Source organism: Burkholderia sp. KL41, from assembly GCF_057005415.2.
Genome location: NZ_CM174446.1, coordinates 701,318 through 727,681, shown reverse-complemented (window position 1 = coordinate 727,681; position 26,364 = coordinate 701,318). Strand labels below are relative to the sequence as shown.

General features: G+C 67.8%; 24 protein-coding genes. 6 read left to right on the top strand and 18 right to left on the bottom strand.

The window, feature by feature from the left end; translation table 11 throughout:
- Positions 1–199: 199 nt before the first annotated feature.
- Positions 200–1,588, top strand: a complete 1,389-nt coding sequence (gene purB, locus PQB87_RS03505) for an adenylosuccinate lyase (RefSeq protein WP_027788377.1) — start codon at positions 200–202, stop codon at positions 1,586–1,588.
- A gap of 74 nt (positions 1,589–1,662) precedes the next feature.
- Here the strand turns inward: purB and PQB87_RS03500 are convergent, their stop codons facing one another.
- Positions 1,663–3,084: an NAD(P)/FAD-dependent oxidoreductase gene (locus PQB87_RS03500; RefSeq protein ID WP_174416042.1), complete on the bottom strand. Its 1,422-nt coding sequence runs from the start codon at positions 3,082–3,084 to the stop codon at positions 1,663–1,665.
- Positions 3,085–3,360: 276 nt separating this feature from the next.
- Between PQB87_RS03500 and PQB87_RS03495 the strand changes: the two genes are divergently transcribed.
- Positions 3,361–4,008: a TetR/AcrR family transcriptional regulator gene (locus tag PQB87_RS03495; protein ID WP_059687155.1), complete on the top strand. Its 648-nt coding sequence runs from the start codon at positions 3,361–3,363 to the stop codon at positions 4,006–4,008.
- A 73-nt stretch (positions 4,009–4,081) separates the two neighbouring features.
- On the opposite strand, the gene PQB87_RS03490 is transcribed toward PQB87_RS03495, so the two are convergent.
- The 4 genes from PQB87_RS03490 to edd all read right to left on the bottom strand — a co-directional run bounded on the left by PQB87_RS03490 (position 4,082) and on the right by edd (position 8,683).
- Complete coding sequence (locus PQB87_RS03490) at positions 4,082–4,585, bottom strand: gluconokinase (protein WP_027788380.1); 504 nt, start codon at positions 4,583–4,585, stop codon at positions 4,082–4,084.
- Positions 4,586–4,598: 13 nt separating this feature from the next.
- Entirely contained in the window at positions 4,599–5,960 is a 1,362-nt protein-coding gene (locus PQB87_RS03485) for a GntP family permease (protein WP_059687156.1), read from the bottom strand.
- Positions 5,961–6,180: 220 nt separating this feature from the next.
- Positions 6,181–6,807: a bifunctional 4-hydroxy-2-oxoglutarate aldolase/2-dehydro-3-deoxy-phosphogluconate aldolase gene (eda, locus tag PQB87_RS03480; protein WP_011350938.1), complete on the bottom strand. Its 627-nt coding sequence runs from the start codon at positions 6,805–6,807 to the stop codon at positions 6,181–6,183.
- Positions 6,808–6,826: 19 nt separating this feature from the next.
- Entirely contained in the window at positions 6,827–8,683 is a 1,857-nt protein-coding gene (gene edd, locus PQB87_RS03475; protein WP_489242563.1) for a phosphogluconate dehydratase, read from the bottom strand.
- Positions 8,684–8,977: 294 nt separating this feature from the next.
- Here edd and PQB87_RS03470 point away from each other — a divergent pair, with 294 nt between their 5' ends.
- The gene (locus PQB87_RS03470) at positions 8,978–9,826 is read left to right on the top strand and encodes a MurR/RpiR family transcriptional regulator (RefSeq protein WP_021158790.1); all 849 of its coding nucleotides are present in this window, start codon (positions 8,978–8,980) and stop codon (positions 9,824–9,826) included.
- A gap of 96 nt (positions 9,827–9,922) precedes the next feature.
- Here PQB87_RS03470 and PQB87_RS03465 read toward each other — a convergent pair whose 3' ends face one another.
- The 9 genes from PQB87_RS03465 to PQB87_RS03425 form a co-directional block, all read right to left on the bottom strand.
- A complete protein-coding gene (locus PQB87_RS03465; RefSeq protein WP_011350935.1) occupies positions 9,923–10,345 on the bottom strand; it encodes a CopD family protein in 423 nt (140 codons plus the stop codon).
- A 19-nt stretch (positions 10,346–10,364) separates the two neighbouring features.
- Positions 10,365–11,636: a glutamate-5-semialdehyde dehydrogenase gene (locus PQB87_RS03460; protein WP_059484648.1), complete on the bottom strand. Its 1,272-nt coding sequence runs from the start codon at positions 11,634–11,636 to the stop codon at positions 10,365–10,367.
- Between the two features lie 135 nt (positions 11,637–11,771).
- A complete protein-coding gene (holA, locus tag PQB87_RS03455; RefSeq protein WP_027788384.1) occupies positions 11,772–12,866 on the bottom strand; it encodes a DNA polymerase III subunit delta in 1,095 nt (364 codons plus the stop codon).
- Between the two features lie 18 nt (positions 12,867–12,884).
- The gene (locus PQB87_RS03450; RefSeq protein ID WP_027788385.1) at positions 12,885–13,439 is read right to left on the bottom strand and encodes an LPS-assembly lipoprotein LptE; all 555 of its coding nucleotides are present in this window, start codon (positions 13,437–13,439) and stop codon (positions 12,885–12,887) included.
- 38 nt (positions 13,440–13,477) lie between these two features.
- On the bottom strand, positions 13,478–16,072 hold the full coding sequence (gene leuS, locus PQB87_RS03445; RefSeq protein WP_059687160.1) for a leucine--tRNA ligase: 2,595 nt from the start codon (positions 16,070–16,072) through the stop codon (positions 13,478–13,480).
- A gap of 291 nt (positions 16,073–16,363) precedes the next feature.
- Positions 16,364–16,825 carry an ExbD/TolR family protein gene (locus PQB87_RS03440; RefSeq protein ID WP_059484611.1) on the bottom strand — a complete coding sequence of 154 codons (462 nt, stop codon included), beginning with the start codon at positions 16,823–16,825 and terminating at the stop codon, positions 16,364–16,366.
- Between the two features lie 24 nt (positions 16,826–16,849).
- On the bottom strand, positions 16,850–17,518 hold the full coding sequence (locus PQB87_RS03435) for a MotA/TolQ/ExbB proton channel family protein (RefSeq protein WP_111941391.1): 669 nt from the start codon (positions 17,516–17,518) through the stop codon (positions 16,850–16,852).
- A gap of 18 nt (positions 17,519–17,536) precedes the next feature.
- Entirely contained in the window at positions 17,537–18,334 is a 798-nt protein-coding gene (gene dapB / locus PQB87_RS03430) for a 4-hydroxy-tetrahydrodipicolinate reductase (RefSeq protein ID WP_489242562.1), read from the bottom strand.
- A gap of 62 nt (positions 18,335–18,396) precedes the next feature.
- Positions 18,397–19,212 carry an outer membrane protein assembly factor BamE gene (locus PQB87_RS03425; protein WP_027788389.1) on the bottom strand — a complete coding sequence of 272 codons (816 nt, stop codon included), beginning with the start codon at positions 19,210–19,212 and terminating at the stop codon, positions 18,397–18,399.
- Positions 19,213–19,354: 142 nt separating this feature from the next.
- Here PQB87_RS03425 and fur point away from each other — a divergent pair, with 142 nt between their 5' ends.
- On the top strand, positions 19,355–19,783 hold the full coding sequence (fur, locus tag PQB87_RS03420) for a ferric iron uptake transcriptional regulator (protein ID WP_006400349.1): 429 nt from the start codon (positions 19,355–19,357) through the stop codon (positions 19,781–19,783).
- A gap of 224 nt (positions 19,784–20,007) precedes the next feature.
- Here fur and PQB87_RS03415 read toward each other — a convergent pair whose 3' ends face one another.
- The 3 genes from PQB87_RS03415 to PQB87_RS03405 all read right to left on the bottom strand — a co-directional run bounded on the left by PQB87_RS03415 (position 20,008) and on the right by PQB87_RS03405 (position 22,983).
- On the bottom strand, positions 20,008–20,532 hold the full coding sequence (locus PQB87_RS03415) for an ureidoglycolate lyase (protein ID WP_059687211.1): 525 nt from the start codon (positions 20,530–20,532) through the stop codon (positions 20,008–20,010).
- 14 nt (positions 20,533–20,546) lie between these two features.
- Positions 20,547–21,554: an allantoicase gene (gene alc, locus PQB87_RS03410; protein WP_489242561.1), complete on the bottom strand. Its 1,008-nt coding sequence runs from the start codon at positions 21,552–21,554 to the stop codon at positions 20,547–20,549.
- 106 nt (positions 21,555–21,660) lie between these two features.
- On the bottom strand, positions 21,661–22,983 hold the full coding sequence (locus tag PQB87_RS03405) for a C4-dicarboxylate transporter DctA (protein WP_060065994.1): 1,323 nt from the start codon (positions 22,981–22,983) through the stop codon (positions 21,661–21,663).
- 213 nt (positions 22,984–23,196) lie between these two features.
- Between PQB87_RS03405 and PQB87_RS03400 the strand changes: the two genes are divergently transcribed.
- Complete coding sequence (locus PQB87_RS03400) at positions 23,197–23,919, top strand: FadR/GntR family transcriptional regulator (protein WP_021159281.1); 723 nt, start codon at positions 23,197–23,199, stop codon at positions 23,917–23,919.
- A gap of 36 nt (positions 23,920–23,955) precedes the next feature.
- Here PQB87_RS03400 and cynR read toward each other — a convergent pair whose 3' ends face one another.
- Complete coding sequence (cynR, locus tag PQB87_RS03395) at positions 23,956–24,846, bottom strand: transcriptional regulator CynR (protein WP_059687212.1); 891 nt, start codon at positions 24,844–24,846, stop codon at positions 23,956–23,958.
- Between the two features lie 294 nt (positions 24,847–25,140).
- Between cynR and PQB87_RS03390 the strand changes: the two genes are divergently transcribed.
- Complete coding sequence (locus tag PQB87_RS03390) at positions 25,141–26,340, top strand: MFS transporter (protein WP_489242560.1); 1,200 nt, start codon at positions 25,141–25,143, stop codon at positions 26,338–26,340.
- Positions 26,341–26,364 lie beyond the last annotated feature (24 nt).

The window sequence follows — 26,364 nt, the reverse complement described above, 5'->3', positions numbered from 1 at the left end:
GAAGCCTGCATTCTACCGGCGGGCGGGCCCGGCCGGCGGCCGCGCAAGCGGCCCGGCGCGCGGCCGGATGCGGGCGCCGGCATGGCGGCGGCGCGCGGCGGCGGCGGCTCGCCGGGCGCGGCCGGAATCGTCCCGCGCCGATGGTAAAATGCCGGATTCTCCCTCCTCGCTCGACCCGGCCCTCAAAGCCCGCCCGATCATGTCCGACACTCGTCCCGATACGCTTTTCGCCCTCACCGCGCTCTCGCCCATCGACGGCCGCTACGCCAGCAAGACCGAAGCGCTGCGCGACTGGCTCTCCGAAGCCGCCTTCATGCGCCACCGTGTCACCGTCGAGGTGCACTGGCTGATCGCGCTGTCGCGCGCCGGCTTCGCGGAAGTCCCGCGCTTCTCGGAAGCCTCCGAGCAGTTCCTGCTGCAGCTCGCCGAGCGCTTTACCGCCCACGACGCCGCGCGCATCAAGGAAATCGAGCGCGTGACGAACCACGACGTGAAGGCCGTCGAATACTGGCTGAAGGAATCGGTGAAGGGCCAGGAAGAACTCGAAAAGGCCAGCGAATTCATCCACTTCGCGTGCACGTCCGAGGACATCAACAACACGTCGCACGGGATGATGCTCGCCGGTGCGCGCACGCACGTGATCGTGCCGGCGCTGCGCACGGTCCACCAGCGCCTCGTCGCGCTCGCGCACGCGCTGGCCGACCAGCCGATGCTGTCGCGCACGCACGGCCAGCCGGCCAGCCCGACGACGCTCGGCAAGGAGCTCGCGAACGTCGCGGCCCGTCTCGACCGCGCGATCGCGCGCATCGAGAAGGTCGAGATCCTCGGCAAGATGAACGGCGCGGTCGGCAACTTCAACGCGCACCTGTCCGCGTATCCGGAATTCGACTGGGAAGCGTTCTCGCGCGACGTGATCGAAAACCGCCTGAAGCTCACGTTCAACCCGTACACGATCCAGATCGAGCCGCACGACTACATGGCCGAGCTGTTCGACGCGGTCGCACGCGCGAACACGATCCTGCTCGACCTCGACCGCGACGTGTGGGGCTACATCTCGGTCGGCTACTTCAAGCAGAAGACGAAGGCCGGCGAGATCGGCTCGTCGACGATGCCGCACAAGGTCAACCCGATCGACTTCGAGAACTCGGAAGGCAACCTCGGCCTCGCGAACGCGACGCTGCGCCACCTCGCCGACAAGCTGCCGGTGTCGCGCTGGCAGCGCGACCTGACCGACTCGACGGTGCTGCGCAACATGGGCGTCGCGCTCGGCTACTCGCTGCTCGCATACGACTCGCTGATCCGCGGCCTCGACAAGCTCGAAGTGAACCCGCAGCGCCTGAACGAAGATCTCGACAACTGCTGGGAAGTGCTCGCCGAGCCGGTGCAGACGGTGATGCGCCGCTACGGCATCGAGAACCCGTACGAGCAGCTGAAGGAACTGACGCGCGGCAAGGGCATCACGCGCGAAGCGCTGCAGGAATTCGTCGGCACGCTCGCGATCCCGCAGGACGCGAAGGATCGCCTGCTCGCGATGACGCCTGCGTCGTACATCGGCAAGGCCGTCGAACTCGCGAAGCGGATCGCGTAAGCGCCCGTCTCCGTACGTAAAAAAGCCCGATGCGAGCAATCGCATCGGGCTTTTTCATTGCGTGCCGCGTCCGCTCAGAACGAAATCATCCGCCCCGGATTGAGCGCGCTCATCACGCTCATCGCCGCCTTCGCCGCCGGGATCGCGATCGGCGACAACTGGCGGCCGAGCGGAATCGCGCGATGGTCGATGCCGGTCAGCATCGAGAAATCGTCGTTGCGTCCGACGAAATCGTCGCAGATCGCCTTGCCGATCCGCACCGTCTGCGCGACGCCGTGGCCGCTCCAGCCCTGCACCATGTACATCGGCACGCGGCCGTCGGTCTTGCGGCTGTCGGTCGCGCCGTTCAGCGTGAAGTCGCTGACGCCGCTCCAGCAGTAATCGAGCGCGAACTGGCCGTCGACCTGCGGGAACACCGTGTTCAGCCGCGTCAGCAGATACGCGTTGACGTCGGGCTGCGCCCAGCACGTGCCGGTGCCCTGCCCGCCGAACAGCAGGCGGTTGCCGCGTACCGGCCGGTAGTAGTCGATCTGGAACTGCGTGTCGTACACGGGCATGCCGGCCGGCATCAGCGTCGCGACGTCGACGTCGAGCGGTGCCGTCACGCTTACGTAGGTAAAGAACGGCACGGTCGTCGCGGCGCCGTCGTCGAGCAGCCGGAACGTCGTGTTGTGCAGCGCGAGCACGACACCCTTGCGGGCGGTGATCGTGCCGCCCGGCGTCGTCGCGACGATGCCCGCGGGCGTCTCGTCGAGCTCGACCACCTCGGTGCCTTCGTACAGCGTGCCGCCGTTAAGCCGGAAACCATGGACGAGCCCGCGCACCAGTGCGAGCGGATGGATCTGCCCGCCGATCGCATCGATCGCCGCGCCGTGGTACAGCCCCGAACGCACGTATTCGTCGTGCAGCTGATGGCGGCCGACGAGCGTCACGCCCGCGTCGCCGAGATGACGGCGCGCATCCGCGCCGTCCAGCAGCGCACTCATGTGGCCGGGGTGGACGGCCGCCGTGATGTGCCCGCGTTTGCGGTCGAGTTCGAGCGCGTAACGCGCACCGATCGTATCGATCAGGTCCATCGATTCGGCCGACGCGAAGCGCCACAGCCGCTTCGCGTCGTCGTGCGACAGGTGGTCGATCATGTCGGCCGCTTCCCAGCGCGCGAGGCCGGGCGTCAGTTGCCCACCGTTGCGCCCCGATGCGGCCGAGCCGACGTGGTGCTTGTCGACGAGGATCGTGTCGACGCCCGCTTCGGCGAGATGCAGTGCGGCCGATGCGCCGAGCAGACCCGCGCCGATCACGAGCACGTCGCATACCGCGTCGTGCGCGAGCGGCGCGGTGTTTTCATGGCGCGACAGCGACGCCTCGTACCAGTTCGCCGGGCGCTCGCCGTCGTAGCGGGCCGGATCGCACCAGTTCCAGTTGTCTTTTTCGATGTTCAGTTGCGTTTGCTCGAAACGCGATTCGCCCTGGATCAGGGGTTGATTGTTGAAAGTCATGATTGCACTTGCATGGTCTTGGGCCGCCTGTCGAAGAGCCTTCTGGCTTCGCGGGTGGGGCAGCCGGTTCCACATGGGTGTCAACGAGAAAAGAGGCGCGATGGCCCGTGTTGACGGCGGGCACGCTCGTGCCGCCTGGATCCCGGACTGTGCGAAAGCACGTATTGAAAGGTGCCGGGACACCCAATTTCTACACCGCAGAAATAATTCTACAGTGTAGAATCAGCTTTCGTCAAGTTTACAACCGGTGCCGCACCGGCACACCGGCCCGTATCGATGAAAGACAAACCCGCCCAGGGCCCGCGCGGCCTCGACAAGGATGCGATCGTCGCGGCAGCGCTCGCGCTGCTCGAGGACGTCGGCGAAGCCGCGTTCAGCGTGCGCAAGCTCGCGCAGTCGGTCGGCTGCGACCCGATGAGCGTGCTGTACCACTTCAAGTCGAAGGAAGGCCTGAGCCGCGCGATCGCGAACGCGCTGTCGCGCTCGCTCGTGCCGGTCGACGCCACGCTGCCGTGGCGCGAACGGCTGCGAGATCTCGCGCGCCAGTACCGCGCGCTCGCGCTGCGCTACCCGGCCGCGTTCGCACTGCTGCAGCGGCACATGAGTACCGGGCCGGCCGATCTCGCGCACATCGAGGCCGTGCATCGCGCGCTGGCCGACGCCGGCATCCCGCGCGCGGCGCTGCCATCGGTATGCGTCGGCTGGTATGCGAGCGTGATCGGGCTTGCCGCGGCCGAAGCCGGCGGCCTCACGCGCGCCGCGAACGACGTCGAGCTCGCGGAAATGGAGGCGCTGTCGGACGCCGCGCATCCGCTCGTCAAGGCGGCCGCCCCGCTCTATGCGCAGCTCGATCCGGCAGCCGTGCACGACACGATGCTCGACGTGCTGCTCGACGGCATCGCGAAGCAGGCGCCCACCACCTGAGCGGCCCGCCGGCCACCAACGCAAAAGGCGCCCCGAGGGGCGCCTTTTGCGTGATGATTGCCGCGAACCGCGCTCAGTGCTGCTGCGCGATGCCGATCTTCAGCATGACCTGATCGACGATCTGTTCGGGCGTCAGCTCGATGCTGACCTCGATCGCTTCGTCCGGGCCCGGTTCCTCGAGCGTGTCGAGCTGGCTCTTCAGCAGCGACGGATCGAAGAAATGGCCGGTGCGGCTCTTCAGGCGCTCGTGCAACACCTCGAACGAACCCTTCAGATACACGAACCGCACGTCGGTGTCGGTGCCGCGCAGCACGTCGCGGTACGACCGCTTCAGCGACGAGCACGTGAACACGGCCGTCTCGCCCGCGCGCTGCTTTTCCTCGATGGCCGCGCGAATCGTGCGCAGCCACGGCCAGCGGTCGTCGTCGGTCAGCGGAATGCCGTGGTGCATCTTTTCCTTGTTCGCCGCGCTGTGAAACGCGTCGCCGTCGGTATAGCTGCACGACAGGCGTTCCGCCAGCATTTCGCCGATTCGCGACTTGCCCGCGCCCGACACGCCCATTGCGATCAGAATCATTGACTACCCCTTGTTACAAAACCATGCTCAGCAGCAGCGTGAAGCTCAGGCCGAGCACCGAGATGATCGTTTCGAGCAGCGTCCAGGTCTTGAACGTCTGGCCGACCGTCATCCCGAAATATTCCTTGATCAGCCAGAAGCCGCCGTCGTTCACGTGCGAGAAGATCAGCGAGCCCGAGCCCGTTGCGAGCACCAGCAGTTCCGGACGGACCGCCGCCCCCGATGCCGCCGCGATCGGCGCGACGATGCCGCAGGCCGTCGTCATCGCGACCGTTGCCGAGCCCGTGGCCAGACGAATCAGCGCGGCGACGAACCAGCCGAGCAGCAGCGGCGACAGGTGCGCCTGCGTGGCCGTTGCGACGATCTGCTGCGAGATCCCGCTATCACGCAGGATACCGCCAAAGCCGCCGCCCGCGCCGACGATCAGCGTGATCCCGGCGATCGGCGCCAGGCACTCGCCGCAGAACTTCTGGATCTGGTCGCGGTTGAAGCCCTGCAGCTTGCCGAACGTGAAGAAGCTCACGAGCACGGCGATCAGCAGCGCGACGTCCGAGTTGCCGGCAAAGCGCAGCAGGTTGTTCGGCAGCGTCTTCGGCGCGAACAGCAGGTCGGCCCAGCTGCCGACCAACATCAGGATCACCGGCAGCAGGATCGTGAACAGCGTGATGCCGAAGCCCGGCAGTTCGCGCTTCTTGCCTTCGGTGTGCGTGTCGACGAATTGCGCGGCGAGCGGGTTGTTCTCCGGCAGCTTCACGAACTTCGAGATCGTCAGCGCGAACAGCGGGCCCGCGACGATCGCGGTCGGCACGCCGACGATCAGGCCGAATGCGATCGTCTTGCCGATATCGGCGCCGTACTGCTGGACCGCGAGCAGCGCGGCCGGGTGCGGCGGGATCAGCCCGTGCACGACCGACAGGCCGGCCACCATCGGCAGGCCGACGACGAGCAGCGACTTGCCGGTGCGCTTCGCGACGTTGAACGCGATCGGGATCAGCAGCACGAAGCCGACTTCGAAGAACACCGGCAGGCCGACGATGATCGCGACGAACATCATCGCCCAGTGGATGTTCTTTTCACCGAACCAGTCGATCAGCGTGGTCGCGATCCGTTCGGCGCCGCCCGATTCGGCCATCATCTTGCCGAGCATCGTGCCGAGGCCGACGACGATCGCGATGTGGCCGAGCGTATTGCCGTTGCCCGTCTCGAACGACTTGACGATCTTGTCCATCGGCATCCCGACCACCAGGCCGAGGCCGAGCGACACGATGATGAGCACCAGGAACGGATAGATCTTGAACCGCGCGATCATCACGATCAACGCCACGATCGCGATCACGGTATAGATGAGCAGCATGCTGCCTTGGACAGCCCCCATGTGGACTCCTCCTTGGGATTATTCGAACCGGGCGGATCGTTGCGAGTATGCCCGGCTATGCAGGTCTCCGAAACAGCGGGGAGACCCCCACCGTCAGGACGCTGAATTTTACTTATCTTTACGGTTCGCGGATAGAACCGGTTCCATCAGCAAAAACCCTCGGTAAAACAAGCACTAAGCGCTTGTCTTCCGAGGGTCAAACCATCATTCCGTACAAGTCTTAACGGGGAAGCTGGCTCGCGGCTTGCGCGAGACGCGTGACTTCGGCCCAGTCCTGCGCGGCGAGCGCGGCCTTCGGCGTGAGCCACGAGCCGCCGACGCACACCACGTTCGGCAGCTTCAGGAAATTCGGGGCGGTTTCGACCGTGATGCCGCCGGTCGGGCAGAACTTCAGCGCCGGGAACGGGCCGTGGAACGCCTGCAGCATCGGCACGCCGCCCGCTTGTTGAGCGGGGAAGAACTTCACGATCTCGTAGCCGAATTCGAGTGCCTGGATGATGTCGCTCGGCGTCATCACGCCCGGCAGCAGCGGCAGGCCCGCGTCGAGCGACGCGAGGTGCAGCTCTTTCGTCAGGCCCGGCGACACGCCGAACTTCGCGCCCGCGCGCTTCGCCTGCTCGCAATGCTCGGGCTTCGTGATCGTGCCGACGCCGACGACGATGTCGTCCGCGAGCTGGCTCGCGCGCTGGATCGCTTCCAGGCCAGCCGGCGTGCGCAGCGTGATCTCGAGTACCTTCACGCCGCCCGCGTGCAACGCGCGCGACACGTGTTCACCCTGCTCGACCGAGTCGAACGCGAGCACCGGGATGACCGGGCCCAGCTTCACGATTTCAGCAATCGTCTTCATTGAATTGGCTCCTTGAAATTCATGCGGCGACGTGGGCGGCCGATTCGCCGACCAGCGCGCCGAAAACCGATGCGCCCTGCTCGGCCGGCGCGGCGGCCGCGCGGAACACGCCGAACAGTTCACGCCCGAAACCGACCTCGTTCTCGGCCTGGTGCAGCGGCTGCGCGACCGGACGCGCGTGCCACTCGGCGTGCTCGACCTCGATGTCGAGCACGCCGGCTTCGGCGTCGATCACGAGCGTATCGCCCGTCTTCACCTTGCCGAGCGGGCCGGCCAGCAGCGCTTCCGGCGACACGTGGATCACGGCCGGCACCTTGCCCGACGCGCCCGACATGCGGCCGTCGGTGACGAGCGCGACGTGGAAGCCCTGATCCTGCAGCACGCCGAGCAGCGGCGTCAAACGGTGCAGCTCGGGCATCCCGTTCGCGCGCGCGCCCTGGAAGCGCACGACCGCGACGAAATCGCGCTTCAGCTCGCCGCGATCGAAGGCTTCCTGCACGGCTTCCTGCGAATCGAACACGATCGCGGGCGCCGTCACCTTGCGGTGCTCGGGCGCGACCGCCGAAATCTTGATCACGCCGCGGCCGAGCCGGCCCTGCATCAGGCGCAGGCCGCCGTCCGGCTGGAACGGGTCGCGGATGCCGCGCAGCACCTTCGTGTCGTGGCTCTCGGCCGCGCCGTCGACCCACGTCAGCTTGCCGTCGATCAGCTTCGGCTCCTTCGTGTAGTGCGACAGTCCCTTGCCCGCGACGGTCGTCACGTCTTCATGCAGCAGCCCGCCTTCGAGCAGGTTGCGCACCAGGAAGGCCACGCCGCCCGCCGCGTGGAAGTGGTTCACGTCGGCCTTGCCGTTCGGGTAGATCTTCGCGAGCAGCGGCACGACGGCCGACAGTTCGTCGAAGTCGTCCCAGTCGATCAGGATGCCGGCCGCGCGTGCGATCGCGACGAGGTGCAGCGTGTGGTTGGTCGAGCCGCCCGTCGCGAGCAGCGCGACGATCCCGTTGACGATCGCCTTCTCGTCGATCACATGGCCGATCGGCGTGTAGTGGCCGCGCTCGACGGTCAGGTCGAGCACGCGGCGCGCGGCCTCGGCCGTCAGCGCGGTGCGCAGCGGCGTGTGCGGATGAACGAATGCCGAGCCCGGCAGGTGCAGCCCCATCAGCTCCATCAGCATCTGGTTGCTGTTCGCGGTGCCGTAGAACGTGCAGGTGCCGTGGCCGTGATACGCGGCCGATTCGGCTTCGAGCAGTGCGTCGCGGCCGACCTGGCCGGTCGCGAACTGCTGGCGGATCTTCGCCTTGTCGTCGTTCGACAGGCCGCTTGTCATCGGGCCGGCCGGCACGAAGATCGTCGGCAGGTGGCCGAACTGCAGCGCGCCGATCAGCAGGCCCGGCACGATCTTGTCGCAGATGCCGAGGCAGAGCGCCGCGTCGAACATGTTGTGCGTGAGCGCGATCGCCGTGCCCATCGCGATTGCCTCGCGCGAGAACAGCGACAGCTCCATCCCCGGGTTGCCCTGCGTGACGCCGTCGCACATCGCCGGCACGCCGCCCGCGAACTGCGCGACACCGCCGTTCTCGCGCGCGGCCGCCTTGATGATCTCGGGAAAATCCTTGTACGGCGCGTGCGCGGACAGCATCTCGTTGTACGAGGACACGATGCCGATGTTCGGCTCGCGGATCGCCTTGATCGAGAACTTGTCGTTGCCCTCGAGGCCCGCGAAACCGTGCGCGAGGTTCGCGCACGACAGCGCGCCGCGTGCCGGGAACTTGCCCTGCGCGCCGTCGATGCGCTGCAGATAGGCGGAACGGATCGATTGGCTGCGGGCGATCACGCGTTCGGTGACCTTCGCCAGAGTGGGGTGCAGCGATGTCATGCTGGGCGCTCCTGTATGCCGGCCGACACCGGCGGTTGGAATCGTGGGGACGATCGAGTGCATCGAACGAACGAAGCCAGTCTAGTAGAAAAACTACAAGCGCGCAATGTCGATCCGCATGCGCGCAACCCTTATTCCCGCCACCAGCAAGGCCTTACCTAGTGAAAACCCTAATCATCGGTATCCCGCATGCCATGAAATGCCGACAAATCAGCTAGTAATTTCATGTAGATTTTCTACAATTCGATTGCGATACACTCGCTCATCCGAACCCGATTTCTGCCTGCCCGTCCCATGCTGCCCCGCATTGAAGCGATCCGCGCCGAGTTGCGCCCGTCCGAGCGCAAGCTCGCCGACTACATCCTCGCCGCGCCGCGCGAGGTGCTCGACCTCGCGATGACCGAGCTGTCGACGCGCGCGGGCGTCAGCCAGCCGACGATCGCGCGGTTCTGCCAGGCGCTCGGCTGCAGCGGTTTCCGCGAATTCAAGATCCGGCTCGCGCAGAGCGTCGCGCCGGGCGTGTCGTCGGTCTATCGCGACGTCGAGCCCGACGAACCGGCGCCCGGCATCATCGGCAAGGTGTTCGACCGCACGATCGGCGCGCTGATCGAAGTGCGCAACAGCCTGTCGGCCGGCAGCGTCGCCGAAGCGATCGCGCTGCTGTCGAACGCATCGCGGATCGAGTTCTACGGCGCCGGCGGCTCCGGCATCGCCGCGCAGGACATCCAGCACAAGTTCTTCCGGCTCGGCGTGCCGAGCGTCGCGTATTCGGACCCGCACACGTTCTCGATGTCGTCGGCGCTGCTCGGGCCGCACGACGTCGTCGTCGCGATCTCGAACACCGGCCGCACGCGCGACATCGTCGACGCCGCGCGCTCCGCGCTCGCGTGCGGCGCGAAAGTCGTCGCGATCACGCAGAGCCATTCGCCGCTCGCGAAGCTCGCGACGGTGAGCCTCGCGTCGAACGTCGCGGAGGAAACCGACGTGTTCTCGCCGATGACGTCGCGGATGTCGCATCTCGCGATCGGCGACATCCTCGCGGTCGGCGTCGCGCTGTCGCGCGGCCCCGCGCTCATGGAACGGGTCGGCCGCGCGAAGGAGGCGATCACGCGCCGCCGGATCGACGACGGCACGAAGGACTGAGCAGGCGGCAGGCAGAGCGCACGTAAACGACGAACGGCGCCCCGAGGGGCGCCGTTGCGCAGGGTTCCGCACCGGCAACCGCGCCGGCCGCGCCGCTCAAAACGGCTTGATCACGACCAGCGCGACCGCCGCGAGCATGCCGAGCACCGGCAGCTCGTTGAACACGCGATACCACTTGTCGGTGCGACGGTTCTCGCCACGCTCGAACACCCGCAGCAGGTGCCCGCAATAGGCGTGATAGACGATGAGCAGCAGCACGACCGTCACCTTCGCGTGGATCCAGCCCTGCCCCTGCCCGATGCCGATCGAAAGCCACAGCCACAACCCGCAGGCCAGCGCCGGCACCGCGATCATCGTCATGAAGCGGAACAGCTTGCGCGCCATCAGCAACAGGCGCCGCACGGCGGCCGGATCGGTTTCCATCGCCAGGTTCACGTAGATGCGCGGCAGGTAGAAGAGCCCCGCGAACCACGCGGCGATCAGTACGATATGGAACGTCTTGACCCAGAGCATCGCCATCGGTTGTGTGCCTCGCTTGTTATTGGCGGCCTTCGCCGTGCCCGAGCACGACGTACTTCAGCGACGTCAGCCCTTCCAGGCCGACGGGGCCGCGTGCGTGCAGCTTGTCGTTCGAGATGCCGATTTCCGCGCCGAGGCCGAATTCGAAACCGTCCGCGAAACGCGTCGACGCGTTGACCATCACGCTCGCCGAATCGACTTCGCGCAGGAACCGCATCGCGCGGTCGTGATCCTCGGTGACGATCGCATCCGTGTGATGCGAGCCGTAATGGTTGATGTGCTCGATCGCGGCATCGAGGCCGTCGACGACCTTGATCGCGAGCACCGGCGCGAGATACTCGGTGTGCCAGTCTTCCTCGGTGGCATCGACGAGCGGGCCGACGCCCGCATCGGCGAGCACCGCGCGCGCGGCCGCATCGACACGCAGCTCGACCTGCTTGTCGCGATACAGCTTGCCGAGCGGCGGCAGCAGCTTCGCCGCGACACCGCTCGCGACGAGCAGCGTCTCCATCGTGTTGCAGGTGCCGTAGCGGTGCGTCTTCGCGTTGTCGCAGACGGTCAGCGCCTTGCCGAGGTCGGCGCGATCATCGACGTACACGTGGCAAATGCCGTCGAGGTGCTTGATCATCGGTACGCGCGCCTCGTTGATCAGGCGCTCGATCAGGCTCTTGCCACCACGCGGCACGATCACGTCGACGTATTCGGTCATCGTGATCAGCTTGCCGACCGCCGCGCGATCGGCCGTTGCGACCACCTGCACCGCGTCCTGCGGCAGGCCGGCGGCTTCGAGCCCTTCGCCGATCAGCTTCGCGAGCGCCGCGTTCGACTCGAGCGCTTCGGAGCCGCCGCGCAGGATCGTCGCGTTGCCCGACTTCAGGCACAGCGCGGCCGCGTCGATCGTCACGTTCGGGCGCGATTCGTAGATGATGCCGATCACGCCGAGCGGCACCCGCATCTGGCCCACCTGGATTCCGCTCGGGCGGTACTTGAGGTTGCCGATCTCGCCGATCGGATCGGCCAGCGACGCAACCTGGCGCAAGCCCTCGACCATCGTCTTCAGCGCCTTGTCCGACAGCGTCAGGCGATCGACGAACGCTGCATCGAGCCCCTTTTCACGGGCACGGGCGACGTCGCGGGCATTCGCATCCTTCAGTGCCTGCGCGTCGCGTTCGATCGCGCGAGCCACGGCGTCGAGTGCCGCGTTCTTCGCGGCCGTGCTGGCGCGCGCCATCGCGCGGGAAGCGTGCCGGGCGCGACGGCCCAGGTCGGTCATGTACTGATCGATATCCATCGTGTGACTCGAGAAGCGCGCCGCGCTGGGCGGCATGAATTCGTGGGGAAGCGTGGACGGCGGCCGGAGAGCCGCGCCCGTGATCGAAACATTGTATGCGGGTTGCGCAGCGCGCGCTGAAGGCCCGGACGGGACTTAGCGTCGCACGCGACCCGCGGTCGGCGGTCGCTCGCCGCGGGCACCGGCCACCGTCATCGCGAGCTGGAACAGCCCGTCCCACGGATCGGGCGGCGGTTCGTCCTGCGTGCGGCGGCCCGGCACGACGGCCGTGAGCCCCTTGACCTGCCGGTCGAGCTTCGCGGCAAACGCGAGTGCCTTCTCGAGCACGGCTTCCGACACCCGGTTCAACGCGGGGCCGATCAGCCGCTCGCGCGGCCCCCATACGCGGTTCTCGCGCAGCAGCGTCGCCAGCGGCTTGCCGGCCGTCGTGCCGCGCTTGATCCGCAGCAGCGTGCGCAGTTCCTCGACGACGGCCCACATCACCAGCACGATCGCCTCGCCCTCGCCCTTCAGCCCGTCGATCATCCGCGCGAGCCGCGCGGCGTCGCCGGCGAGCATCGCTTCGTTCAGCTTGAAGACGTCGTAACGCGCGACGTTCAGCACCGCATCGTGCACCTGTTCGAACGACAGCGCGCCCTGCGGATACAGCAGCCCGAGCTTCTGGATTTCCTGGTGCGCGGCGAGCAGGTTGCCTTCGACGCGCTCGGCGATGAACTGCAGCGCGCGCCGTCCGTCCTCGCCGGGCGCGGCGCGCTGGCCCTGCATCGCGAGACGCTGGCCGATCCAGTTCGGCAGCTGCGCGCGGTCGACCGGATCGATCTTCAGCGCGACGCCACCGTTCTGCAGCGCGGTAAACCAGGCGGATTTCTGCGTGGCCGCATCGAGGCGCGGCAACGTGACGAGCATCAGCGCGTCGGGGTTGGGCGTGGCCGCGAGCGTCTTCAGTGCGTCGGCGCCTTCCTTGCCGGGCTTGCCCGACGGAATGCGCAGCTCGATCAGCTGGCGCTCGCCGAACAGCGACATCGCCTGGGTCGCGCCGAGCAGCACGCTCCAGTCGAAACCGCGCTCGACCGTATGCACCGAACGCTCGGTGAAGCCGGCCGCGCGTGCGGCCGCACGAATGCGGTCGCACGCCTCCTGCGCGAGCAGCGGCTCGTCGCCGTACACGGTATAGAGCCCGGCCAACCCCTTCGCGAGGTGCGGCTCCAGTGCATCAAGTCGCAATTGCATCGGTGCGTATGCCGTCGATCAGAGCGGCGGCGGCGGCAACGGCGCGCGCGGTGCGACGCCCGGCACCACGTCTTCCGGCGCCGGCGTCAGCGAGTGGACGATCGCGAGACGCCGCATCAGCTGGTCGACCGCGTCGTTCTGCATGTCGCCGTACAGGATGTCGGCTTCCTGCGCCTTCGCGTTCGTGTACTGGTCGCTGTACGTCATCGCGCGATTCAGCGCGATCGCGCTCGGCGGGATCAGCACGGTGCCGTCCTTGCTCGTGAGCGTGTAGCTCAGCGTATAGAACAGTGCGTATTCCTGCGCCGAGCCGAACTTGTTGAGCGTCAGCGTATTCTGCCCGCGCGACTCCCACATGCGCAGCACGGCATCGGCGTCGTCCGCCGACTTGACGATCTTCGTGTCGCTGCCGGCCTCGACGAGGCGCACGAAGCGCGCCTCGACCGGCGCCGGCGCGCCGACGATCAGCAGGTGCTTGAACGCGTAGTCCTGCTGGCCGCGCAACTGGAAGCCGCATGCCGACAGCGCGACCGCGCTGCCGACGGCGAGCATCAAAAACGATCTGCGGATCACCTTCGCTCCTTCTGGGTACGTCCGACGGCCGACGGCCGTCAGACGACGATGTTCACGAGGCGGCCCGGCACGACGACGATCTTCTTCGCCGGCTTGCCGTCGCTGAACTTCGCGAACGCGTCGTCGGCCACCGCCGCAGCTTCGATCGCCTCGCGGCTCGCGTCCTTCGCGACCTTCAGCGCGCCGCGCACCTTGCCGTTCACCTGCAGCACGAGTTCGATCTCGGCCTGCTCGAGCGCGGCCTCGTCGACCTTCGGCCACGGTGCGTCGAGCAGCGGGCCGAATTCGTCCGCATAGCCGAGCGCCTTCCACAGCTCGAACGTGACGTGCGGCACGACCGGGTACAGCACGCGCAGCAGCACGCCGTATGTTTCGCGCAGCACGCCGGGCGTCGCGCCCTTCGCGCCGTCGATCGCGTTCAGCATCTTCATCGCGGCCGACACGACCGTGTTGTATTGCAGGCGCTGGTAATCGAAATCGGCCTGCTTCAGCACGCTGTAGATTTCGCGGCGCAGCGCCTTGTCGGCTTCGCCGAGCGCGGCCGCATCGAAGCCCGCGCGCGCGGCGAGCGCTTCACGGTTCGTCGCACCGAAGCTCCACACGCGGCGCAGGAAGCGGCTCGCGCCCTCGACGCCCGCACCCGACCATTCGAGCTGCTGCTCGGGCGGCGCGGCGAACATCGTGAACAGGCGCGCGGTATCGGCGCCGTACTGGTCGATCAGCACCTGCGGATCGACACCGTTGTTCTTCGACTTCGACATCTTCTCGATGCCGCCGAGCACGACCGGCTGGCCGTCCGTGTTCAGCGTCGCGCCGACCGGGCGGCCCTTGTCGTCGTGCGTGACCGTCACGTCGGCCGGGTTGTACCAGGTCTTCTTGCCGGAAGCGTCTTCACGGTAGAACGTCTCGTTCAGCACCATCCCCTGCGTGAGCAGGTTCTTCGCCGGCTCGCCGAACTTCACGAGGCCGAGGTCGCGCATCACCTTGGTCCAGAAGCGCGAATACAGCAGGTGCAGGATCGCGTGCTCGATGCCGCCGATGTATTGATCCATCGGCATCCAGTAATCGGTGCGCGCGTCGACCATCGTCTCGGCGTCCGGCGCCGTGTAGCGCGAGAAGTACCACGACGAATCGACGAAGGTGTCCATCGTGTCGGTTTCGCGCTTCGCGGCCGCGCCGCACTTCGGGCACGAACAGTTCAGGAACGCTTCCGACTTCGCGAGCGGGTTGCCCGAGCCGTCCGGCACGAGGTCTTCCGGCAGCACGACGGGCAGATCCTGCTCGGGCACCGGCACGTCGCCGCACGACGGGCAGTGGATGATCGGGATCGGCGTGCCCCAGTAGCGCTGGCGCGATACGCCCCAGTCGCGCAGGCGCCACGTGACCTGCTTGTCGCCGAAACCGCCGGCGTTCAGGTCGGCCGCGACCGCGTCGACGGCTTCCGTGTAGCGCAGGCCGTCGTACTTGCCGCTGTTCACGCAGACCGCGGTTTCCTTGTCGCCGTACCACTCCTGCCATGCGTCGAGCGAGTACTGCTGGCCTTCGGCCGAGATCACCTGCCTAATCGGCAGGTCGTATTTCTTCGCGAACGCGAAATCGCGCTCGTCGTGGCCCGGCACGCCCATCACCGCGCCTTCGCCATAGCTCATCAGCACGTAGTTGCCGATCCACACCTCGACCGGCTCGCCGGTCAGCGGGTGCGTGACCGAGAAGCCCGTCGCGACGCCCTTCTTCTCCATCGTCGCGACGTCGGCCTCGGCGACACCGCCGCGCTTGCATTCGTCGATGAACGCGAGCAGCTCGGGCTTGTCCTGCGCGAGGCGCGTGGCCAGCGGATGCTCGGCCGCGATCGCGCAGAACGTGACGCCCATGATGGTATCGGCGCGGGTCGTGAACACGCGCAGCAGCTTCTTCTCGCCGTCGAGTTCGTACGGGAAGCCGAAGTTCACGCCGAAGCTCTTGCCGATCCAGTTCTGCTGCATGATCTTCACGCGCTCGGGCCAGCCGAGGCCGTCGAGGTCGTTCAGCAGCTCATCCGCGTACTGCGTGATGCGCAGGTAGTACATCGGGATCTCGCGCTTCTCGACGAGCGCGCCCGAGCGCCAGCCGCGGCCGTCGATCACCTGCTCGTTCGCGAGCACGGTCTGGTCGACCGGGTCCCAGTTCACGGTGCCCGTCTTCTTGTACGCGATGCCCTTCTCGAGCATCTTCAGGAACAGCCACTGGTTCCACTTGTAGTAGTCCGGCTTGCACGTCGCGATCTCGCGCGACCAGTCGATCGCGAGGCCCATCGACTGCATCTGGCCCTTCATGTAGTCGATGTTGTCGTAGGTCCACTTCGCGGGCGGCACGCCGTTCGCCATCGCGGCGTTCTCGGCCGGCATCCCGAACGCGTCCCAGCCCATCGGCATCAGCGTGTTGTAGCCGTTCATCCGCAGATAGCGGTACATCACGTCGTTGATCGTGTAGTTGCGCACGTGACCCATGTGCAGCTTGCCGGACGGGTACGGCAGCATCGACACGCAGTAGAACTTCGGCTTCTGCGAATCTTCCTGCGTCTTGTAGGCATCGGCTGCGCGCCAGTCGCCCTGGGCGGCGGCTTCGACGTCGGCGGGTACGTATCTCTCGTGCATGGTGTGGTTCGGACTAGGCTTTAAGCGGCGCGACGGCGCGCGCGCAGGAGTGGATCGAAAATCGTGCTTGCCCGGCGGACCTGCAGGTTCGCTGTTGCCGACCTGTTCACGGTTTCCGGGAATTTTCCGGGTAACCCGCAGCATGCCCGGGTAGCCTGGAAAATTCCGGGTTACCTGAAAAGAGCCTGCCAACCGGGAAAAACGTTGATTATACCGCCCGCGCCGGCCCATTCGACCGGTCTTGCGGCGTGCGGCCCGATCCCGCGCCAGGGACGGGCCCGCCGGATCCGCTCAGCGGTTGGCCGGCACGGCAGGCGCCGCCGCGGCACCGCCCGCCTGCGGCGGCACGTCGGTCACGAAGCCGATCCGCGTGAGGCCGGCGGCCTGCGCGGCGCCCATCACCTGCGCAATCACGTCGTAGCGGGTCGCGCGCGACGCTCGCAGCCGCAGCTCGGGCGGCGCACCGCCCGCGGCGGCGGCCCGGAAGCGCGCGGGCAGCGCGTCGAGCGCCACCGGCGCGTCGTCCCAGTACAGCTTGCCCGCGTCGTCGATCGACAAGGTGACGGATTGCGGTGTGTCGCGCGCGACGCTGGCCGCGACCTTCGGCAGGTCGAGCCGGATCGCATGCGTCATCAGCGGCGCGGTGATGATGAAAATGACGAGCAGCACCAGCATCACGTCGATCAGCGGCGTCATGTTGATCTCCGCCATCGGCGCGGACGTCTTGTGGTGCTCGAGTCCGCCGAATGCCATGGTCGCTCCTCCGGAATGGACGCGTCAGGCTTCCTGCGCGCACACGAACACGTGCAGGTCGCGCGCGAAACCGTCGAGTTCCTCGGCGAGCTGCCGCACGAGCCGCCCGAGGATGTTGTAGGCCAGTACCGCGGGAATCGCGACCACGAGCCCGAACGCGGTCATGATCAGCGCCTCGCCGACCGGCCCCGCGACGTTCTCGATCTGCGCCTGCCCGCTCGCGGCGATGCTGCCGAGCGCGTGATAGATACCCCACACGGTGCCGAGCAGCCCGACGAACGGCGCGGTGCTGCCGATCGACGCGAGCAGCACCTGCCCGAATTCGAGGCGCCGCTGCGAGCGCAGCATCGCGTGCCGCAACGCACGCAGCACGCGTTCGCCGCGCTCGACGCGCGCGGCCAGCGCGGCCGGGTCGTGGTCGTCGGCCGCATCGCGCGCGGCTTCGGCGAGCGGCACGAACACGCGCTCGCGATCGGCGCCGGCGAGCGCGGTTATGCCCGCGTCGAGCGACGGCGCGCGCCAGAACGCGGCGAGCGCGCGCGGCCCCTGCCGCTTCGCGCGGACCAGCAGCCAGGCTTTCATGAGGAGGAAGCACCAGCTGGCGACGGACATCGCCAGCAGTACATAGGCGACGGCATGCGTGATCGCATCGCCGCTTTCGAGGTAGTGGACAACGCCGGTGGGTATCGCCATCGGAGTTTCCCCGTGGGGTCAGCGCAGGCCGAGCACGTCCTGCATGTCGAACAGGCCGGCGCCGCGCGCCGACAGGAAGCGGACCGCGCGCAGCGCGCCCTGCGCATACGACACGCGGCTCGACGACTTGTGCGTGATCTCGATGCGCTCGCCGATCCCGGCGAACAGCACGGTGTGATCGCCGACGATGTCGCCGCCGCGCACCGCCGCGAAGCCGATCGACGACGGATCGCGTTCGCCCGTCACGCCGTGGCGGCCGTACACCGCGCAATCGTCGAGCGAGCGCCCGAGCGCGCCGGCGACCGCTTCGCCCATCATCAGCGCGGTGCCCGACGGCGCGTCGACCTTGTGGCGGTGATGCGCCTCGATGATCTCGATGTCGTAGCCGTGCGAGAAGTGCTTCGCCGCGAATTCGAGCAGCTTCAGCGTGACGTTCACGCCGACGCTCATGTTCGCCGCGAACACGATGCCGATCTTGCCCGCCGCGGCCTGCAGCCCGGCCTTCTGCTCGGCGGTGAAGCCGGTCGTGCCGATCACGAGCTTCACGTCGTGGCGCAGCGCGGCCTCGATATGGGCCATCGTGCCTTCCGGACGCGTGAAGTCGATCAGATAGTCGGCCTGCGCGAACACGGCGTCGAGATCGGCGGTCAGCCTGATCCCGGTTTCCTTGCCGAGGAACGCGCCGGCGTCCTGGCCGAGGAACGGCGAATCGGCGCGGTCGAGCGCGCCGACGAGCTGCGCGTCGGAATCGTTGAGAACGGCTTCGATCAGCATCCGGCCCATACGGCCCGATGCGCCGGCAATCGCAATCTTCATGGCTTTCTACACGACAGGTCTAAAGGCGGGCGGCGCATGCCGCCCTGTTTCCGCGCGCGGGCTTACTGCGCCGGCGCGGTGAGCGGCTGGTTCTGCAGCGTGTCGGAACCTTGCGGGCCGACCGGCGGCGACGCCTCGTTCGACGCGTTCGGCGGCGGCGGACGATGGAACTGGAACTGCGGCTGGATCGCCGGAACCGCGCCCGGCGGCTGGCCGCCCGGCACCGGCGCACCGCCGGAAGCCTGTGTGGACGGCGTGAACCGCCGCGCGGCCGAGCCCTGGCCCGACACCTGGTTGGTCGCGCGGTTCGCCGCGCGGGCGGCCTGCGCGTTCGCATCCTGGTCGACCACCGCGCCGGACGCCGGCACGGTGGACGGGCTCGCGACCGTCTCCGGCGCCGGCGCGCTCGCCGCCTGTGCGGCGCTCGCGGCGGCGGCAGCCTCGGCGGCCTTCTTCGCCGCTGCGGCCGCCTTCGCCTTCTTGCCGCCGCGGTCGCCGTCGATGTCGGCCAGCAGGTCGAGTTCCGAAGGCAGGTTGTCCGCCCCCGTCCAGCCCGCGACGCGATCGCCCGAGAACGTCACGACGAGATCGCGCTGCTGGACGACCGCCGTCGAGCCGCGCTTGAAGTAGAAGAGGTAATCCCAGCGGTCGGCGTGGAACATGTCCGCCAGCAGCGGGGTGCCGAGCAGCGCGCGTACCTGCTCGCGCGACATGCCGACCTGCAGCTGCGAGGCTTTCTCCTGCGACACGAAGTTGCCTTGCACGACGGTGATCCGGTAGGGGGTGATGCTCTGCGCGATGCGCTGCGTCACGCTGTCGTACGACGAACAACCAGCCAGCGCGGCAACGGCGGCGGCAGCGATGATGACACTCCGCATGCGGCTCCTCTGAAAGTGCGAAAGAGATTCTGGAATCATTTCCCTCACCGTGCAGGCCCGCGTCGCAGGCCGCGCGTGTTTCTGGAACGGCGAAAAGCCGGTAACATTGAAGCCCTGCATTGTACTCTAGGGATGCCTAGCCATGACCAATCCGACGGATCTCAAGAATATCGGGCTAAAGGCCACCCTACCGCGCCTCAAGATTCTCGAGATCTTCCAGCAAAGCCCGGTGCGCCACCTGACCGCAGAAGACGTCTACCGGAACCTGCTCAACGAGCAGCTCGACATCGGGCTTGCCACCGTCTACCGCGTGCTGACGCAGTTCGAGCAGGCCGGCCTGCTGTCGCGCAGCAACTTCGAATCCGGCAAGGCCGTGTTCGAACTGAACGAAGGCTCGCACCACGACCACCTCGTGTGCCTCGATTGCGGCCGGGTCGAGGAATTCTTCGACGCCGAGATCGAAAGCCGCCAGCAGGCGATCGCGAAGGAGCGCGGCTTCCGGCTCCAGGAGCACTCGCTGGCGATGTACGGTTCCTGCACGACCGAGAACTGCCCGCACCGCAAGCACTGAGATCCAGCCGCGCGCGCGGCGCATGCAGGACGGCCCGGACGGCGATTCGCCTTCCGGGCCGTCTTCTTTTCGGAATACGCAAGAGGCGCCCGCCCGGGGAAACCGGCTGCACGCCGCCGCCCCACGGGCGGGCCCGCCCAGGCTTTCGCCTCCCCTTCGCGTTGCCTGCCCGGGCGGCCCCGGGCGACATCAGGCCGCCGGAGGGGTCCGCCTGCCCGCCCTCGTCATGCCGCGCCCGCGCAGGCCGGCTCGAACTCGAGCGCCCATGCGCGCTCGAGCGGGATTTCGTCGCAGTTCGGCTGCGGGCCGCCGCGATCGACGATCACGAAATCGCTGACCGCATCCAGCGCGAGCAGCGGATGGTGCCAGACGCCCTTCGCATAGTTCACGCCCTGCCAGCCTTCCGCGAGGAACGCGCGCATCGCGTCGGGCCGGAACTCGCCGGCCGGCGCGACGACGATCGCGTAACGCGACACCGCCGCGAGCGGGATGAACGCCTGGCTGCCGTGCGGATGGCGCTCCATCAGCGTGACCGCGACCGGCAGCGCACGCGGCTGCGCGCGGAATACGCTGACGAGCGGGCGGCCGCCGTCCGCGCACACGTCGATCGTCGCGAGATCGTGGAAGCGCTCGGTCGTGCCGCCGTTGATCGGGAAATGGCGCGCGCCTTCGAGCGCGATCACGTCGCCGAACGGCGCGAACGCTTCGCGGGTCAGGCGCTCGACGCGCAGGATACGGGATCCGCTCATGCCGTTGCCCTCCTTCAAGCCGGCTCGCCCCACAGACGCAGGCGCGACACGCCGCCGTCCGGGAAGATGTTGAAACGCACGTGCGTGACGGGGCCGAGCGCCGCAAGCTGGTCGAACGTGTGGACGTGGTCCATCGACAGCTTCTGCTCGCCGAGCAGTTCGGCCCAGAACATCGCCTGCGTGACGAGCGAGTCGTCGGTGCCGCCCGCCACCCTCGCGGCCTGCAGCGAGCAGCGGTCGGGGAAATTGCCCTTGAAGAACGCGGTATCGACCTCGACGCGCCGGATGATGCCCGGCCTCGCGAGCGCGACGATCGCCCAGTCGTTGCCGGGCTCGCGGCGGCGCCGCGTTTCCCAGCCGTCGCCCATGTTCGCGCCGCGCCCCGGCATCAGCATCTGCGATGCCAGGCCGAAGTGCTGGTTGTTCGCGGCCACCAAGTAGCCGCCGTTCTCGATCGCCGCGAGATCGACGAGCTCGCCGGCCGGCACCTGGCGCCAGTCGCGCTGCGGCTGGCCGTACACGCGCAGCCGCGCGAGGCCGCCGTCCGGGTACAGGTTCACGCGCAGGTGCGTATAAGGCTGCGCATCGTCGACGCTCACGTAGTGATGCGAATTGCCCTGCAGCGTCGTCGCCGGGACGATCGTGCGCCACTCGGCGTTGTCGGACGGCGTGTCGCCTTCGGCGACGCACGCGTCGATCGACGCGGCCGGCGGGAAGTTACCGGTGAAATGGCTCGTGTCGAGGTCGACGCCGTGGATCACGCCCGGCCGCGCGAGCCGCACCACGCAGAAGTCGTGGCCGGTCGTGCGCTTGCGGCGCGTTTCCCAGCCGTCCATCCACTTGCCGTGGTCGTCGTACTTGCCGGGGATGAACACGGCCGGCTCGGGATTCAGCATGCGCTCCTTCGGCGCGAAGAACTCGTCGCTGGCAAAGAGCGCCTGCGCCCCGAGGCGCGGGTCGGCGAGGTTCATGTAACGCCGCGTAAACGCCGGCGCATCCGGATCGAGGATGGGGGCTGCCATGTCGTCTCCTGTAGTTTGATGAAGGGCCGGCGCATCGAGGCGCCGGCCACATGAATGCCAAGTGCGCGGGGCGGCCTGGGGCAAAGCCGCCCGCGCGGGGTCGCGCTCAGAGCGCGTGAGCCTGGTCGCCGGCAACCGGTGCCGCGCGGTCTTCCTCTTCGGCCGGCACGTAGCGCAGCTCGCGGTTCAGCACGCGCTTCGCGCGGGCCCGGTCGATGTCGTTCTCCCACACCGCGACGACCACCGTCGCGACGCAGTTGCCGATCAGGTTGGTCAGCGCACGGGCGATGCCGACGAACCAGTCGACCGGCAGGATCAGTACGAGGCCGAGCACGGGAATCGCGGGGATCGCCGACAGCGTCGCCGCGAGGATCACGATCGCCGAACCCGGGATCCCGTGTGCGCCCTTCGACGTGACGAGCGACACGAGCAGCACGACGATCAGGTCGTGCGTCGACAGCGGCGTGTTGGTGGCCTGTGCGATGAACAGCACGGCGAGCGTCAGGTAGATCGAGAAGCCGTCGAGGTTGAACGAATAGCCGGTCGGGATCACGAGGCCGACCGTCGAATCCTTCACGCCCATGTATTCGAGCTTGCGCATCACCTGCGGCAGCACCGCGTCCGACGACGCCGTGCCCAGCACGATCGACAGTTCCTCGCGCAGGTAGCGGATCAGCTTGAACACCGAGAAACCCGCGAGCCGCATCACCACGCCGAGCACGACCGTGACGAACACGAAGCAGCTCAGGTAGAACACCGCGACCAGGTAGCCGAGCTGCTTGAGCGACGCGACGCCGTACTTGCCGGTCGTGAACGCGATCGCGCCGAGCACGCCGAGCGGCGCGAGCTTGATGATGAAGCCGATGATCCGGAAGAACACGTGCGACAGTTCCTCGATCAGCGAGTTGACGCGTTGCGCCTTGTCGCCGAGCAGCGACAGCGCGGAACCGAACAGCACCGCGAACACGAGGATCTGCAGGATGTCGCCCTTCGCGAACGCGTCGATCGCGGTCTCGGGGATGATCTTCATCAGGTAGCCGGCCGTGTCCTTCAGGCTCTCGGCGTTCTTCGCGTACGACGCGAGCGACGACGCGTCGAGCGAGCGCAGGTCGATGTTCATCCCGACGCCCGGGCGCGTGAGCCACGCGAGCACGAGGCCGATGCCGAGCGCGAGCGTCGTCATCACCTCGAAGTAGATGACGGCCTTCAGGCCGACCCGGCCGACCTTCTTCAGGTCGCCCGCGTTCGCCATCCCGCTGACCACGACGCAGAACACGATCGGCCCGATCACCATCTTGATGAGCTTCAGGAAGCCGTCGCCGAGCGGTCGCAACGACTCGGCGAAATGCGGGAAGAACGCGCCTAGCGCGATCCCCAGGATCAATGCGACGACTACCCGGCCAAACAGCGAATTGAGGAATTTCGACACGGCGCTCTCCCGATCCAACGGTTGCAGTTTCGTCTGTTCATACTGGTAAGACCAGTGATGTTATGGTGGATAGTAGGAAGCCGATATAGTGGCGTCAAGGACGGACAAAATAGGGATTTCCCACCCCCTCCCCGCCCGCCTGACACGCACCGGACAGGGGCAGATCGTGGCTTTCCCGTAGGGCGTTCATGCACCGCCTGCGTGCGGATTACAATGCCGGTCAGACCGGCCAAAGTTCACCTCATGAAAAACGTTCCGCATACCGTGACCGACGCCGCCATCGCGACGATCCGCGACCGGATCGAGGCAGGCGTGTATCCGGTCGGCAGCCTGCTGCCGGCCCAGCGCCAGCTCTCCGAGGAGCTGGAGATCAGCCGCGCGTCGCTGCGCGAGGCGCTGTCGACGCTCGAGGCGCTCGGGATGCTGCGCATCCGCGCGGGCAAGGGCGTGTATGTCGAAAGCGCGCAGGCCACGGCTGCCCATGCGTGGCGGTTCGCCGAGCAGTCGTCGCCGCCCGATACCTACCAGATGCGCTACGCGCTCGAAGGATTCGCCGCGCGAATGGCCGCGCACGTCGTCACCGACGACGACATCGCGTGGTTCGAGGACAATCTCGCCGACCTGCACGTCGCGCTCACCGAAAGCGAGCTCGACGCGGCATCGCAGCTCGACTTCGACTTCCACATGCGGATCATCCATCTCGCGGGCAACGCGGCGATCGAATCGATCCTGCGCAGCAGCGCCGACATCATGAAGGAAAGCCAGCGCATGCCGTTCTACCGGCGCGAGCTGCTGCTGTCGACGTGGACCGAGCACCGCGCGATCGTCGACGCGCTGATCGCACGCGATGCGGCCGCCGCGGGCACCGCGATCGAAACGCACATCGCGAACGCCGCGCAGCGCGCGGGCATCTTCTTCCCGACACCGCGCACCTGACGGCCCGGGCGGCCGCGCGCCGCCCCGTCGTACCGGTCAACCTCCCGACGGATCCCGATACGCGAGCGCACGCTCGATGAACGCGCGCGCCGCGACGCTGCGGTACGCGCCCTTGCGTGTCAGCAGCGCAGCCGTGCGCGCGGGCAGCGGCGGATCGATCTCCAGCGCGCACAGGTCGGCACTCTCGCGCGCGACCGCGTCGGGCAGCACCGTCGCGAGCCGGCCGCACCGCACGAGCTCCAGCACCGCGCTGACCGTATTCGTCTCGATCGCGATCTTCGGCCTCGCGCCGTGCTCGATGAAATAGCGGTCGATGCTCTCGCGCGTCGCGAACGCGCGGCTCAGCAGCACCAGCGGCTCGCCGCCGAGCTCGGCCGGCGTCAGCGCGCGGCGGCGCCGCGCAAGACGGTGCGTGCGGCCCGTCACGAGCGCGAGCGGCTCGTCCCACAGCGGCAGTGCGTCGACGTCCGGCGCGCGCGGCGGCATGAACGCGAAGCCCGCGTCGAGCCGGTCGTCGGCGAGCAGCGCCTCGATGCGTTCCTGCGGCATCGCGTCGATCGTCAGCGCGACGTTCGGATAGTCGGCATGGAACGCGTCGATCAGCGAGCCGCTCAGGTAGGCCGCGAAGGTCGGCATCATCGCGAGCCGCAACGACCCGCTGCCGAGGCCGGCGACGTCGTGCAGCGCGCGCTGCCCCGTATCGAGCTCATGCAGCGCGGCACGCGCGTGGCGCGCATAGACCTCGCCGAACTCGGTGAGCTGCACCATGCGGCCCGAGCGGTCGAACAGCTGCACGCCGAGCGTTTCCTCGAGCTGGCGGACCTGCTGCGACAGCGTCGGCTGCGACACGTGCAGCGCGTCGGCCGCGCGCGTGAAACTGCGCTGCTCGGCGACGGCCAGGAAATAGCGGATGTGGCGGAGTAGCATGGCGGCCGTTGTATTGGTTTTGCCAATGAAGACCATAACGATCCAGTCTTGGACGCTATGGTTCGATTCCCGCATCATACGCACATCCGTTCCGGCGCATCGCACCTGTTTCCCGCACCGGAACGGCCCGCCGGGCCCGCCTGCCTGCGCCCGCCGCACGACGATCCGCCGCCCGCCCGATCCGGGCCCGGCCGCGATCCGCCCGGCGCGCATCGGTTCACCGCCGATCCGTTGACGCCGGCCCCGATTTCCGTCACCCCGTGCCGCCGGCCGGCGCCGCTGTTTTTCGCAACCATGGAACCGCATCAAGACAACCATCCTCCCCTGACCCGCGGCATGACGCTGCTGTTCGCGTGCGCGTGCGGCATCGTCATCGGCAACATCTACTACGCGCAGCCGCTGCTCGCCGCGATCGCGCACAGCTTCGGCCGCGCGCCGACCGAACTCGGCTATCTCGTCACGCTGACGCAGCTCGGGTATGCGGCGAGCCTGCTGCTGATCGTCCCGCTCGGCGACGCGGTCAACCGCCACACGCTGATCGTGCGGCTGCTGATGCTCAACGTCGTCGCGCTGGCCGCGGTCACGTTCAGCACGAACTTCACGATGTTCGTCGTCGCGAACGTCGCGGTCGGCTTCGTCACCTGTTCGACGCAGCTGCTGGTGCCGTTCGCGGCGTCGCTCGCCGACGCGCGCTCGCGCGGCCGCGCGGTCGGCACCGTGATGAGCGGGCTGCTGCTCGGCATCCTGCTCGCGCGCGTCGCGGCCGGGGCGATCGCCGACGGGTTCGGCTGGCGGGCCGTGTACGGCATCGCCGCGGTGATGGTGCTCGCGCTGACGGCCGTGCTCGCCGTGAAGCTGCCGAAGGATCGCCGCGACACGCGCGTCGACTATGCGGCGCTGATGCAGTCGCTCGTCGCGCTGGTGCGCGCGCAACCGCTGATCGCGCTGCGCTCCGCCTACGGCGCGCTCGTGTTCGCGTGCTTCAGCCTGCTGTGGACGGGCCTCACGTTCCTGCTGAGCCAGCCGCCGTACAGCTATTCCGAAGGGCAGATCGGCCTGTTCGGCGTCGTCGGCGCGGTGGGCGCGCTCGCGGCGACGTCGGCCGGCCGGCTGGTCGATCGCGGACACGGCAATGCGGCGACGGGCTTGTTCGCGGCGGCCGTGCTCGCGTCGTTCGCGCTGATCGCGACCGGCGCGCACTCGCTCGCGGCGCTGATCGCGGGCATCCTGCTGCTCGACGTCGGCGTGCAGGGCGTCCACATCTCGAACCAGAGCGTGATCTATGCGCTGGCCGGCAACGCGCGCAGCCGCGTGACGACGATCTACCTGACGAGCTACTTCATCGGCGGCGCGCTCGGGTCGTTCGCGGCGAGCGTCGCGTACGGCATCGACGGCTGGCGCGGCGTGTGCATCGCGGGCGCGGCGCTCGCGGGCGTGCTGGTCGTGTTGTGGCTCGCGTCGCAGCGCGTCGGCGTGCGGCAGGTCACGCAGTAATTCAGCGGGGCGTTTTCTCGTCAC